Annotated in this window: 12 protein-coding genes; 3 read left to right on the top strand and 9 right to left on the bottom strand. The window is 69.9% G+C overall.

Annotation, left to right across the window (positions count from 1 at the left end; genetic code table 11):
- Positions 1-36 precede the first annotated feature (36 nt).
- Together AB0M62_RS02485 and AB0M62_RS02480 are read right to left on the bottom strand one after the other, a co-directional pair.
- Positions 37-1,302, bottom strand: a complete 1,266-nt coding sequence (locus AB0M62_RS02485; protein ID WP_366072187.1) for an ATP-binding protein — start codon at positions 1,300-1,302, stop codon at positions 37-39.
- A gap of 12 nt (positions 1,303-1,314) precedes the next feature.
- Positions 1,315-1,992 (bottom strand): response regulator transcription factor, encoded by a 678-nt coding sequence (locus AB0M62_RS02480; protein WP_366072186.1) that lies wholly within the window; start codon positions 1,990-1,992, stop codon positions 1,315-1,317.
- 316 nt (positions 1,993-2,308) lie between these two features.
- On the opposite strand from AB0M62_RS02480, the gene AB0M62_RS02475 reads away from it, so the two are divergent.
- Positions 2,309-3,814: a peptide MFS transporter gene (locus tag AB0M62_RS02475; protein WP_366072185.1), complete on the top strand. Its 1,506-nt coding sequence runs from the start codon at positions 2,309-2,311 to the stop codon at positions 3,812-3,814.
- 109 nt (positions 3,815-3,923) lie between these two features.
- Here AB0M62_RS02475 and AB0M62_RS02470 read toward each other — a convergent pair whose 3' ends face one another.
- From AB0M62_RS02470 to AB0M62_RS02440, 7 genes are all read right to left on the bottom strand, one after another.
- Entirely contained in the window at positions 3,924-4,283 is a 360-nt protein-coding gene (locus AB0M62_RS02470; RefSeq protein ID WP_366072184.1) for a hypothetical protein, read from the bottom strand.
- A gap of 220 nt (positions 4,284-4,503) precedes the next feature.
- Positions 4,504-5,808, bottom strand: a complete 1,305-nt coding sequence (locus tag AB0M62_RS02465; protein WP_366072257.1) for a hypothetical protein — start codon at positions 5,806-5,808, stop codon at positions 4,504-4,506.
- A gap of 14 nt (positions 5,809-5,822) precedes the next feature.
- On the bottom strand, positions 5,823-6,827 hold the full coding sequence (locus AB0M62_RS02460) for a hypothetical protein (RefSeq protein WP_366072256.1): 1,005 nt from the start codon (positions 6,825-6,827) through the stop codon (positions 5,823-5,825).
- Positions 6,828-6,895: 68 nt separating this feature from the next.
- The gene (locus tag AB0M62_RS02455) at positions 6,896-7,825 is read right to left on the bottom strand and encodes a hypothetical protein (protein WP_366072183.1); all 930 of its coding nucleotides are present in this window, start codon (positions 7,823-7,825) and stop codon (positions 6,896-6,898) included.
- Positions 7,826-7,877: 52 nt separating this feature from the next.
- Complete coding sequence (locus tag AB0M62_RS02450) at positions 7,878-8,549, bottom strand: LPXTG cell wall anchor domain-containing protein (RefSeq protein WP_366072182.1); 672 nt, start codon at positions 8,547-8,549, stop codon at positions 7,878-7,880.
- A gap of 167 nt (positions 8,550-8,716) precedes the next feature.
- Positions 8,717-9,199: an ATP-binding protein gene (locus AB0M62_RS02445; protein ID WP_366072181.1), complete on the bottom strand. Its 483-nt coding sequence runs from the start codon at positions 9,197-9,199 to the stop codon at positions 8,717-8,719.
- Between the two features lie 91 nt (positions 9,200-9,290).
- The gene (locus AB0M62_RS02440; RefSeq protein WP_366072180.1) at positions 9,291-9,659 is read right to left on the bottom strand and encodes an STAS domain-containing protein; all 369 of its coding nucleotides are present in this window, start codon (positions 9,657-9,659) and stop codon (positions 9,291-9,293) included.
- Between the two features lie 239 nt (positions 9,660-9,898).
- Between AB0M62_RS02440 and AB0M62_RS02435 the strand changes: the two genes are divergently transcribed.
- Together AB0M62_RS02435 and AB0M62_RS02430 are read left to right on the top strand one after the other, a co-directional pair.
- Positions 9,899-10,813, top strand: coding sequence for an RNA polymerase sigma factor SigF (locus AB0M62_RS02435; RefSeq protein WP_366072179.1), 915 nt, complete (start codon positions 9,899-9,901; stop codon positions 10,811-10,813).
- A gap of 111 nt (positions 10,814-10,924) precedes the next feature.
- The gene (locus AB0M62_RS02430) at positions 10,925-12,115 is read left to right on the top strand and encodes a DegT/DnrJ/EryC1/StrS family aminotransferase (RefSeq protein ID WP_366072178.1); all 1,191 of its coding nucleotides are present in this window, start codon (positions 10,925-10,927) and stop codon (positions 12,113-12,115) included.
- Positions 12,116-12,221: the final 106 nt, after the last annotated feature.

The raw sequence follows: 12,221 nt of genomic DNA, 5'->3' as shown, positions 1-12,221 counted from the left end.
TCGCCCGGACCGGCTCGCGGGCTCCGCCCGGCCGCCTCAGCGGACCGTCTTCTCCGGCTCCTCGCGCTCCCGCGCCACCCGGCTCAGGAACAGCGCGAAGACCGGTGGATGCGCCTGAAGCAGCTCCAGACGGCCGCCGTCCGCCTCCGCTAGGTCGCGGGCCACGGCCAGCCCGATGCCGGTGGAATTGCGGCCGCTGATGGTGCGCTCGAAAATCCGCGCGCCCAGGTCGGACGGGACGCCCGGCCCCTCGTCAGTGACCTCGACGACCGCCTGGTTGCCGGTGACGCGGGTACGCAGGGCAACCGTGCCGCCCCCGTGCATCAGTGAGTTCTCGATCAGCGCGGCGAGCACCTGCGCCACCGCCCCAGGTGTCCCGACGGCTCGCATGCCCTGCTTTCCGGAACGCACGATGGCGCGGCCGGCGCTGCGGTAGGCCGGCCGCCACTCCTCCACCTGCTGCTTGACCACCTCGTCGAGGTCGAAGGCGACGGCGGAGCCGGTCCGCGGATCGCGCGAGTTGGTCAGCAGCCGCTGCACCACGTCCGTCAGCCGCTCGACCTGGGCGAGCGCGATGGACGCCTCCTCCTTCACGGTGTCCAGGTCCTCGGTGACCGTGATCTCCTCCAGCCGCATGGAGAGCGCGGTCAGCGGGGTACGGAGCTGGTGCGATGCGTCGGCCGCGAGCCGGCGTTCGGCGGTGAGCATCCGCCCGATCCGCTCGGCGCTGGCGTCGAGGACATCGGCGACGCGGTCCAGCTCGGGGACCCCGTAGCGCCGGTGGCGGGGGCGCGGGTCACCGGAGCCGAGGCGTTCCGCGGTCTCGGCGAGGTCGGTCAGTGGAGAGGCGAGCCGGTTGGCCTGGCGTACGGCGAGGAGGACCGCGGCGATCACGGCCAGCAGCGCCACCGCACCGATGATCATCAGCGTGCGGCCGAGCTCGTCCGTGACGGCGGAGCGGGACTCCTCGACGGTGACCGTCTCGCCCTGCTCACCCGTCACCGTGGAGCGGATGACGCTGCCGGTGGGGCGGGTGCCGATCTCGACGGGCGCGCGGCCCGGAATCTCGATCCGGGCGTACCGGCTTGGGCCGATCTGCTCCGCCAGGACATCCGGCTCCAGCCGGACGTCCTCCATCACCTTGGAGTCCACGACGCCGACCAGACGCAGCGCCTCGGACTCGACGCTCTCCTGCGCGCTGTTGCTGATCGTCCGGGTCTCGACGATGACGAGGGAGACCCCGAAGACGGCGATCACGACAAGGACCACGGCGAGCGTGGAATTGATCAGACGGCGGCGCATGACGTTGGAGTATCAGCTCTTCTCGAAGCGGAAGCCGACGCCGCGGACGGTGGCGATGTACCGGGGGTTCGCCGCGTCGTCGCCCAGTTTCTTGCGCAGCCAGGAGATGTGCATGTCGAGGGTCTTGGTGGAGGACCACCACGTGGTGTCCCACACCTCGCGCATCAGCTGGTCGCGCGTCACGACGCGGCCGGCGTCGCGGACCAGGACCCGGAGCAGGTCGAATTCCTTCGCCGTCAGCTGGAGCTCCTCCTCGCCCATCCACGCCCGGTGCGACTCGACGTCGATCCTGACTCCGTGGGTGGCGGCCGGCTGTGCGGGCTCGGTCGCGCCGCGCCGCAGCAGGGCCCGGACACGGGCGAGCAGTTCGGCGAGCCGGAACGGCTTGGTCACGTAGTCGTCGGCCCCGGCGTCGAGTCCGACGACCGTGTCCACCTCGTCGGCGCGGGCGGTGAGCACCAGGATCGGAAAACTGTGCCCCTCCGCACGCAGCCGCCGGGCCACTTCGAGTCCGTCCATCCCGGGCAGACCCAGATCCAGCACGACGAGATCGACGCCTCCCTGCAGTCCGGCGTCGAGCGCGGTCGGCCCGTCCTGGCGGACCTCGACCTCGTAACCCTCCCGGCGCAGAGCGCGGGCCAGCGGCTCCGAGATGGATGCGTCGTCCTCGGCGAGCAGTACACGCGTCATGTGGGTGATGGTAGTCCGCGCCGGGCACGGGCCGGGGTGCGATTGAGCCACCCTGCGGGTCGGAGATGGAATGAGTTGGATACCTTCGAATGTGGGCGACCTGTTCCGCCGACACCTGTGATCCATCTCTCAAGTCCTTCCATATGCCCCCGTGTCGTGGCGTATGGTGGCGAGACGCCTGATGCGCTCATCAGGGACCTTTGCGCCGCATAGCGCGCCAAAGGTCTCTTTTCTGTACGGACCGGCCTGCCAGCCACCCCCCACCGGGCGCTGTCCGCTCACGAGGCGGCGCGTCCCGAGCAAGCAAGGATCGACCATGGCGTCCAGCCTGACGAAGGACACCGCCGGATCCCCCTCCGGCGAAAAGACCTTCTTCGGCCACCCCCGCGGTATGGCCACGCTCTTTATGACGGAGATGTGGGAGCGCTTTTCCTGGTACGGGATGCGCGGCATTCTCACGCTCTACCTGGTGGCTGCCGTTCTCGACGGCCCGCTCGAGGACCGCAAGGTACTCGCCGCTTCGATCTACGGCGTCTACAACGCGGTCGTCTACATGGCCGCCATGCCCGGCGGCTGGGTCGCGGACCGACTCTGGGGCGCGCGCAAGGCGGTTCTCGTCGGCGGCGTCATCATCGCGCTGGGCCACTTCACGCTGGCGATCCCGAACGACACCGCCTTCTTCTGTGGTCTCGGACTGATCGCGGTCGGTACCGGTCTGCTGAAGCCGAACATTTCGGCGATGGTCGGCGGTCTCTACGAAGGCCAGTCCGGCGCTCGCCGCGACGCCGGTTTCACCCTCTTCTACATGGCGATCAACGTGGGCGCGATGGTTGCCCCACTGGTCGTCGGCTACCTCGGCGAGAACGTCAACTGGCACCTCGGCTTCGCCGTTGCAGGTGTCGGTATGTCCCTCGCCGTCATCCAATACGTCCTCGGCAGCCGTCACCTCGGTGACATCGGCAAGGAGCCGGCCAAGCCGGCCTCGCCGGAGGAGAAGCGCACGGTCCTGCGCAAGGTCGCACTCTGGGCCGGCATCGCCGTCGCCGCGCTCCTCGCCGACCTGGCTCTGGGCACGTACGACATAGAGCACGTCGTCAATGTCCTGGCAGTGCTTGGCGTTGTCGTGCCGATCGTGTACTTCGTCGCGATCTTCCGTAACCCGGCGCTCACCAACGAGGACCGGCCGAAGATCAAGGCCTACGTGTGGTTCTTCGTGACCGCCGTGCTGTTCTGGATGATCTATGACCAGTCCGGCTCACTGCTGACGATCTTCGCCGACGAGAAGACGGACCGCGTGATCGGCGGCTGGGAGTTCCCCGCCTCCTGGTACCAGTCGGTGAACCCGCTGATGGTCATCGTCCTTGCCCCCCTCTTCGCCGCCCTGTGGGTCAAGCTCGCCAAGCGCAGCCGCGAGCCTGGCACCCCGATGAAGTTCGCCCTGGCGATGCTCCTCATCGGTGGCTCCTTCGGCATCATGGGCCTGGCGGGCGCCGCAGCCGCCAATAGCGAGACCGGCAAGGTCACCGTCTTCTGGCTGCTCAGCGTCTACCTGGTGCAGACCATCGGTGAGATGTGCCTGTCGCCGGTCGGCCTGTCCCTGTCGACCAAGCTGGCCCCGAAGCTGTTCGTCGGCCAGATCATGGGCCTGTGGTTCCTCGCCAGCGCCACGGGCAACGCCCTGAACGGCTGGACCACCAAACTCAACGCGCCGCTGGGCGACGCCGTCTACTACACGCTGTGGGCGGTCGTCGCTGTCGCGGCGGGCCTCGCCTTCATGACGGCGGGCAAGAAGATCAGCGCGCTCATGGGCGATGTGAAGTAACTCCTCCGCGCCTGCATGCACGCCAGAGCCGGGCCGGCACGAAGTCACTTCGCGCCGGCCCGGCTCACGGTTGGCTGCGGACGGCAGCTACGACTCGGCCGATGACCGGTCAGCTCTTCGTCTGGATGCTGAACCCCCGCAGGTAGTTCTTGGTGCCGCACCTGACGTTCGACTTCTTCCCCGCCGACACCCAGGGGCCGTGGAGCTTATAGGTGACGACCTGCTCCCGAGCCCCTTGAACCTGGTCGCACTTGATCTCAACCCGGTGCAGACGAACAGCCTTACCGCCGGCGCTCCTGGCGCAGGTCGAGTAGGCCATGGGCCTGCCAATGCCGTCCAGCTTGCCGTACGCCTTGCACTTGTACTTTGCCGGAGCCGCCTGTGCCGGAGCCGCTGTGATCAGCCCCGTCGCCGTCGCTCCCATCACGATGGCGAGGGTTCCCGTGGCGAACTTCTTCCCCCAGCGCATTTGCTTTCCTTTCTACTGCCGCAGGCCACGATGGATGGTCAGATCCCATCGAGCTGCATAAACAGCCGAACACTCAATCCCGCCTTTGCTCAGGCGAGTCCGGGAAACGTAGCGCTCCGGATCTTGGAGAAGCAATGCGCAGAGGGTGATCCGAGCCGAACTTGAGCAAGGCGCACTCCGGCCCCGCCAGAAAGGCCGGGGCCGGGGCCGCGCATGGCGTTCAGCGCAGCTCGCGCAGCCTGCGCCACGGGGTGAACGTGAACACCGCGCCGCCCAGCAGGATCACCGTGCCCGCGACCAGGCCCAGGGCCCGCAGGCCGCCGTCGTCGGTCGCGCCCGTTTCGGCGAGGCCGCCGCCACTGGCCGTGCCGCCGGCCGAACCGCCCGCGGATCCGCCGCCGGCGACGGACGCGCCGCCCGCCGCGCCGCCCTGCTGGGCGGTGGTGTCCAGCTCGAGCGACACGGCGGCCGCGCCGCTGACCTTGCAGGGGATGTTCATCTTCGAGGTGCCCAGCGTGACGTCGATCGTCAGGGTGCCAGGACTCAGCGTCGACTTTCCGGTCGCGCCGGGCTTGTACGTACCGGTCAGGTCCCCGATCGAGACCGGCTTGCCCGCCTCGATCGGATCCTTGTTGGGCTTGCCGACGACGTTCACCGCGCCCTTGTCCGCGCCGCCGAGCACGATCTGCATGGCCGCCTTGAGCGCTCCCGCGGGCAGCGGGGCCGGGCTGTCCATCACCTTGTCGCCGGTCTTGACGGTGAGGTCGAAGCTTTCGCCGTTCTTCTTCGCGTTCACGGTGATGGGCGACTTGATGCCCTGCGGGCCCGGCGACTGGCAGTCGTAGGTGACCGTGACCTCCTTCCCGGGGAAGTCGGTCTCACCACCGCCACCGCCAGTGGTGCCGCCGGAGGTGGTGCCGCCGGACGTCGTACCGCCCGACGTCGTACCGCCGGAGGCCGTACCGCCGGACGTCGTACCGCCGGTCGTGCCTCCGCCGCCCTCCGAAACCTTGATGGTCGCCGCGACGGCCACGGTCTCCTTGGGCGTGCACTTGGTGTCGGTGGACATCGGCTTGCTGACGTTGATGTTGTACGCGTCCGGCGTCAGCGTGATCTCGCCCGCCTTCTCCAGCTTCAGCTTGCCCTTCATGTCGGGCAGCACCATCGGGCTGTTCTTGGGTATCGGCGGGTTCTGCCGCGGGCCCTCCATATTCAGGTCACCACTCGCCGCCCCGCCCACCTTGATGGTGCCGGTCGGCTTCACGGTGTCCTTCTCCAAGTCGAGGATGTCGGGGTTCTTGGAAGCGGCCTCGACCGTCTTCCAGACCACCTCGACCTCGTCACCGACCTTGGCCTCGGCGGGTGCGGTGATCGCCACCTTGGTCGTGCCCTGGACGGGCGGCAGGCCGGAGATCGGCGGCGGGATGCACTCCGTGCTGTACGAGACTTCTGCGGCCTGAGCGGGGGGTGCTGCCAGCAGGATTCCCGCACCGCCGAGCATCAGCGCGACGCCCGCCGCGCTCATCCTCCGTTGCGTAGTCACGAATGTCCCTTCGTTGTCGGATGGTTCTCTGACGGTGCGGAGTCCGGGGTGAACCACGGCAGGGCCGTGGTGGTCGTCGCGGCCCTGGGTGTCTTCGGCGACTTCGCGGTCGCGGCGGGCAGCCGCACGGTCCGATGGCGGCCCGCGCCGGCCGCCCCCACCCGCGGCCGTACCCGGTCCACGACGGCCATGCCGATCCGGAAGACCGCCGCCGGCACCACCAGGCAGAGCAGGATCCAGAAGAGGGTGACGCCCCACGGGCGCCCGACGCCCCAGGGCTGGGCTGCCAGGACCTTCTCGCCGTACTTCATGGAGACGAGATAGTCGCCGTGCGCCCCGGATGTGAGCTGTACGTTCAGCTCGACCCGCGCCTTCTGCCCGGGCGGAATCGTGCCCTTCCACTCCTGCTCCTCCCAGGCCGGGGCGAACACGCCGTGCGAGGTGCCGACCTGGAAGACCGGGTCCTTGACCGGGGCGGAGCCGAGGTTGCCGACCGTGACGACGAGCTTGCGCGAGGCGGGTGCGCCGAACCGGACGAGGATCCCGTCGTCGCCCTCCAGCCGGGCGGCGGCGAGCACCGAGAGCCGGGCAGTGCCGGTCTGCGAGGGCAGCGGGGCGACCGGATGGCCCGCGACCTCGAACACGACGTCCGCGACGGCCTGTTCGCCGGTGACGGTGGCGACATGCACCACGCACGGGCACGGCTTCGGCGGTTCGGCGACTGGCAGCCGCTTGCTGAAACGGCCCCGGGCATCGGTGGTGACGGCCCGTCCGTCGGCGTTCGCACAGCTGTTGGTGCCGCCGATGACACCTCTGCCTGGCGAGGCCTGCCCGCAGATCAGCAGCATCAGCAGGGCGTTCGGGCGCCAGCCGGAGCCGGTCGCGGTGATCTCGCCGCCCTTGCCGGCCTCTTTCCTGGAAAGTGCGACAGCCGGCTTCCCGTCCGCTGCGGCCGCCGGGGCGGACAGCAGTACGAGCGCGACCGCGGCCACGGCGAGCATCGCCGCCGTCCTGCGCAGCACGGTCCGGAGCGCCTCTGTGTGCGTGATCCGCCTGCCTGTCCCGCCCTTCACGATCCCACTCCCGCCCTCGCCCTCGCCAATTCCTTTTGCGTACCGGCCTCTTCACCTGCAGCGGGATCGTTCGGAGACCGAGGAGGTGTCTTGCGCCGTCTTCGCACGGCCCGCAGGACGAAGCCCGTCGCGCCGAGAAGCAGCACACCCGTTCCGGTCCACAACACCTGCGGCCACGGCACGAAACCTGCGGAGGCCGCGGCCTCGCCGCGCGCGCCGCCGCCCGCCGTCACGGTGAGCCGTACGCCGACTGCGTCGAGAGCCGGCGCGTCCGGCCAGCCTTCGGTGAGCGCCACCCGCTGTCCCGGCTGCAGCTCCACCGGCAGGGCGCGGGCCTTACGGCGCAGCACCTCGCCGAAGAGGCCCTCGGCGCGGACGGCAAGGCTCGGGCTGAGCGTGGTGTTGCCGCGGTTCACCAGGGCGTACCGGATCGTGATGGCACCGCCCCGGCCTGTCACGGTGACGTCCTCGACGGTGAGGGCGGACAGCGTCGGCCCGCTGATGCGCAGATGCACCCGCACCCCCGCTTCCCGTCCGTCGGCCGTGGCCACGACGGCGCCGGGACGGTCGCCCGGTACGGCGCCGGGCGGGACGGTGACGGTGAACGGGACGTCCGCGCGGGTGCGCGGCGGGATGCGTACCTCGTCGGCGGCGAAGGCGATCCAGCCACCCGCACCCCGCAGTCGCACGGTGCGGGCCCTGTCCGAGGGGTTGGTGAGGGCGAGCTTGTCCTCGAGGACCGTGCCGGGAGCGCCCTCGAGGTAGAAGTAGGGCCGGCCGTCACCGCCCGGCCGGGCACCCGCGCCGGCCGCCGGCTCCGCCGTCCAGGCCGGGTCGCCGCGCGCCGCGAACGCCGGCCCTGGCGCGAGTACGCAGAGCAGCGCGGCCGCGGCGAGCACGGCGAGTCGAGTCCAGCGCGACGGCATCGGCGGCTCCCTGTCACGTACGTGCATGCGTGGTCCGGCCGGGGCCGGACGGTCAGCCGGCGGCCCGCTGACCGCGCCGGGTCAGCCACAGCACACCGGCCGCCCCGGCCAGCATGACCGTGCCACCGAGCGTGCCGAGCGCGACCGCCGAGTCCATCGGCCCGGTCTGCGGCAGCTGGTCACCGCCGCCGCTACCACTGCCCCCACCGCTGCCGGTGACGGTCAGTTCGAGGGACGGCTTGGGGTTGTTGCCGGGGGTACAGGTCGTCGTCGTCCCCAGGGCCTTGATGGTGAGGACGGAGGCGGTGAAGGTGACCTTGCCGCTTTTCCTCGGGGTGTACGTACCCGACAAGTCATTGATCTTGATCGGGGTGTTGGCGGGGATGGCCGCGGCGTTCGAAGGCCCCGAGACAGCCACGGTGCCGCTCTCCGCACCACCCAGCCTGATGGCGGCGCTGGGATTCATCGCGCCCTTGCCGAGCTCGACCGGGGAGGACGAGACGCCCTTCTGGAAGGACATGGTGAGTTTGTAGGAGCTGCCGCTCTTGACTGCCTTGATGTCGATGGGCGAGACGGCCGACTTGGGACCGATCGGCGTCTTGCAGTTGTAGTTCACGTCCACGACGTCCGCATGGGCGGCCGGGGCGGTCATCAGCACCGCCGAGCCCGCCACTGCTGCGGCCAGCGCGAGCGCGAGCGCGGCTGAGCGTTTCTGGTTCGACACCTCGAGTTCCCCTCATGCCGAAGTTACTGACGACACATCAGATCGGGCGCTCAAGGTACGCCTGGGACCTTGGGGAGGGAAGACAAAGAACACGCCCGATCCGGGCGTGCGGAGAGAGGCGCGAAGGGAGTTTCGAACCGGCGGTAGCAGAGGCCGGTATCCGCCCGTCAGGACGGCGCGGCGAGTTCCGCCCAGACCGTCTTGCCGATGGCGTCGGCGCGCCGCAGGACACCCCAGTCGAGGCAGAGGCGCTGGACGATGAACATGCCGTGCCCGCCGGGCCGTCCGGCCCGGTGCGGCAGCCGAGGGGCCGGCTTGCCCGCGCCTCGGTCGGCGACCTCCAGGCGCAGCACCTTGCCGTCGTTGGAGACCCGCAGCTCTTCCGGCCCCTCAGCGTGCAGACACGCGTTGGTGACCAGCTCGGAGACGACCAGCAGCACATCTTCGGCCGCCGCGCGCCGGTCGGCGTTGGCGGCGGGCAGCCAGCCCCAGTCGTACAGGGCCTGCCGGGTGAAGTCGCGAGCGAGAGGGACTATCCCGCTGGCGCCGTCCAGGGCGAGCCGCCGTACGCGGCTGTCGCCGGGGACGGCGGAAGCGTCGTCCGGCTCCGGGCCCCGGTCGCCCGGCGGGTATGACCGGGTGGTGCTCATCAGCGCTTCACCTCACCGATTCACATCTGATTCAGAAGTCTTCTGCCCGACCGAACCGTGAGAACACCCACTCGTTCGATCGGCGCGGCTGTCACTCGGCCAGCGCCGCATCGAGGGACTCATGCACGGTAAAGACGGATTCTGCGCCGGTGATCTCGAACACACGGGCCACGACCGGCAGCATCCCGGCCAGGTGGACCGCGCCACCGGCGGCCTCGGCCTTGAGGCGGGCGCCGAGCAGCACGTTGAGGCCGGTGGAATCACAGAACTCCAGCCGGGAACAGTCGACGACCAGGCGTGTGCTGCCCGCCTCCAGACATGCGTCCAGCGGTTCCCGCAGCAGCTCGGCCGTGTGGTGGTCGAGTTCACCGGCAGGGGTCACGATCGCACTGCGGCCTTGACTGTGGACGTCGACCCGCAGTCGGCCCCGATTAGCACTCCCGACCGTCCCGCGGTCCATGCACGTCTCTCTTCCGGCCGTCCGTAGCTGCACTGATGCCGTTGAACCTTACGCCTTTCGACCGCCCCACGGTAGCCGAACATCATTCCAAATATGTGCGATTCGGACAAAAGACACTTGCGACGGTCCGCCTGAAGCGGGTAGGGGTAGTAGGGACACAACCAACACGGCCGGCTTTGGAGGCGCCGCACTCAGCCCAGTGCAGACGTATTGGCATCGGCAGCCATATGCCGAGAACGATGGAGGAGACCATGTCACCCCGGCTCGACGAAACGCGTACGCGCCAAGCGCCGCAGTCCGCGTCGCAGCAGCACGCGCCGTCGACAACCCCGCCCCAGCAGATCGAGGGACTCGCGGACCTCCCGGCGATTCCGCCGTACGACGAGGTGGGGCCGCTGGATGCCAGGGCCCTGTCCAAGACCCTCTTCGCGCGGCTCGAGGTGCTGGAGGAAGGCACCCACGAGTACGCGTACGTGCGCAACACCCTGGTGGAACTGAATCTGGCCCTCGTCAAGTTCGCCGCCTCCCGGTTCCGCTCCCGCAGTGAACCGATGGAAGACATCATCCAGGTCGGCACGATCGGCCTGATCAAGGCGATCGACCGCTTCGAGCTCCGCCGCGGCGTCGAGTTCCCGACCTTCGCCATGCCGACCATCGTCGGCGAGATCAAGCGCTTCTTCCGCGACACCAGCTGGTCGGTGCGCGTCCCGCGACGCCTCCAGGAGCTGCGGCTCGACCTCGCCAAGGCCGGTGACGAGCTCGCCCAGCAGTTCGACCGCGCCCCGACCGCCGGTGAACTCGCCGAGCGCCTCGGTATCAGCAAGGAAGAGGTCGCCGAGGGCATGGCGGCGAGCAACGCCTACACCGCGAGCTCGCTCGACGCTCAGCCCGAGGAAGACGACTCCGAGGGCGCGCTGGCCGACCGGATCGGCTACGAGGACCACGGGCTCGAGGGAATCGAGTACGTCGAGTCCTTGAAGCCGCTGATCGCCGGGCTCAGTCCGCGCGACCGCCAGATCCTGTCGCTGCGCTTCGTCGCGAACATGACGCAGTCGGAGATCGGTGAGGAGCTCGGCATCTCGCAGATGCACGTCTCCCGGCTCCTGACGCGCACGCTCGTCCGGCTCCGCAAGGGGCTGACCGTCGAGGAGTAACGGCGATTGACGCCATGTCAGGGCCCGTCCCCCCGGCGGGACGGGCCCTGCCGCGATGTTGACGAAGTGGTACGCACTGGTCCACATTGAACTGGGTTCTGGGGGGAACACATGGTTCTTGGGGCCGATGGGCCGTCCGCACACACCGCGCTGGAACAGCTGATGCGCGCCCGCCTCGGCAGAGAATGCCTGTACGTACCGTCCTGCCGGCTCGGCCTCTATGTGGCTCTGCGGCACTGGTGCCCGCCCGGCGGCCGGGTCCTGATGTCCCCGGTCAACGACGACGTCATCTTCTTCGTGGTGCTCGCCGCGGGCCTGCGCCCCGTCCAGGCACCGCTGTCCGCGCGAGACGGCTCCGTCGACCCGGCCGCCGTGCCCGACGAGGATTGGGACGGCCTCTCCGCGGTACTCACCACGAACTTGTACGGGAATCCCGACCCGGCGCCCGAACTGCGGGCCAGATGCACCAGGTTGGGGATCCCACTCCTCGAGGACGCCGCACACGCCATCGGCAGCGAAGTGGCGGGACGGCCGGTCGGGACCTTCGGCGACGCGTCCGTCTTCAGCCTGTCCAAGCATGTCGGCGCGAAGGCCGGCGGCTTCCTGGCCCTCGCCGACCAGGGGCTGCGGGGCGCGCTGGAGAAGGCGCGCGACGACCTCCTCGACCCGCCCCGGCTTTCGGCCGAACTCGCCTACGCCTTACGCCCGTACGCGGAGGCGACCGTCCGGGGACTGCGGCTGACCACGGCGGCGCGCGCCACCATGAAACTGCTCGGGATGCAGGAGCGCGACGGGATTCGGATGGACCTGCGGCCGGGCGAGCTCACACGCGCGCTCACCACCGCCCCCGGGCTCGACGACTTCCACTCCTGGGTACGCGTCGACATGCACGACTACCGGACCGGCGCCGGCCGCCCCCGGCTGCGCCGCATCGAACGGCTGCTGGGCCGGCTCGACGCCCGGCTCGACGCCCACCGGGCGGGTACCGGGAAACTCCTCGCCACGCAGTGGGCGCTGCCGTCCCCCGGCCCTGTGCAACCGTTGTTCCGGGTGCCGCTGCTGGTCGCCGACCGGGACGCGGCCGTCGCCCGGCTCGCCCGGCACCGCATCACCGTGGGCTACCTCTACGATCCGCCGCTGGACACCTATGCGGGAGCCGCCTTCACCGACCCGTCGCCCGCTCCGGCGCAGGCCGCCTGGTTCGCGCGGCACGCCCTGCCCGTCGACCCGCTCCGCGCCGACGACGTGATCCGGATTCTCGCCGGGACGGAGCGGGCGCCCGGAGGACCCAGCGGTGGGTGACAGTCACACCCGGACCCGTGAGCCGTCCGGCTCCGGCTCCGGCTCCGGGCCGGGCTCCGGGCCGGGCTCCGGGCCGGGCTCCGGGCCGGGCTCCGGGTCCGACTCC

This window comes from Streptomyces sp. NPDC051219 (assembly GCF_040682335.1).
GTDB lineage: Bacteria > Actinomycetota > Actinomycetes > Streptomycetales > Streptomycetaceae > Streptomyces.
The sequence above is the reverse complement of the archived record's forward strand: the minus strand, read 5'-3'. Positions and strand labels throughout refer to the sequence as shown.

Coding starts and splice junctions, on each gene's coding strand:
- AB0M62_RS02485 (WP_366072187.1), bottom strand. CDS start 1,302: ATGCGCCGCCGTCTGATCAATTCCACGCTCGCCGTGGTCCTTGTCGTG.
- AB0M62_RS02480 (WP_366072186.1), bottom strand. CDS start 1,992: ATGACGCGTGTACTGCTCGCCGAGGACGACGCATCCATCTCGGAGCCG.
- AB0M62_RS02475 (WP_366072185.1), top strand. CDS start 2,309: ATGGCGTCCAGCCTGACGAAGGACACCGCCGGATCCCCCTCCGGCGAA.
- AB0M62_RS02470 (WP_366072184.1), bottom strand. CDS start 4,283: ATGCGCTGGGGGAAGAAGTTCGCCACGGGAACCCTCGCCATCGTGATG.
- AB0M62_RS02465 (WP_366072257.1), bottom strand. CDS start 5,808: ATGAGCGCGGCGGGCGTCGCGCTGATGCTCGGCGGTGCGGGAATCCTG.
- AB0M62_RS02460 (WP_366072256.1), bottom strand. CDS start 6,827: ATGCTCGCCGTGGCCGCGGTCGCGCTCGTACTGCTGTCCGCCCCGGCG.
- AB0M62_RS02455 (WP_366072183.1), bottom strand. CDS start 7,825: ATGCCGTCGCGCTGGACTCGACTCGCCGTGCTCGCCGCGGCCGCGCTG.
- AB0M62_RS02445 (WP_366072181.1), bottom strand. CDS start 9,199: ATGAGCACCACCCGGTCATACCCGCCGGGCGACCGGGGCCCGGAGCCG.
- AB0M62_RS02440 (WP_366072180.1), bottom strand. CDS start 9,659: ATGGACCGCGGGACGGTCGGGAGTGCTAATCGGGGCCGACTGCGGGTC.
- AB0M62_RS02435 (WP_366072179.1), top strand. CDS start 9,899: ATGGAGGAGACCATGTCACCCCGGCTCGACGAAACGCGTACGCGCCAA.
- AB0M62_RS02430 (WP_366072178.1), top strand. CDS start 10,925: ATGGTTCTTGGGGCCGATGGGCCGTCCGCACACACCGCGCTGGAACAG.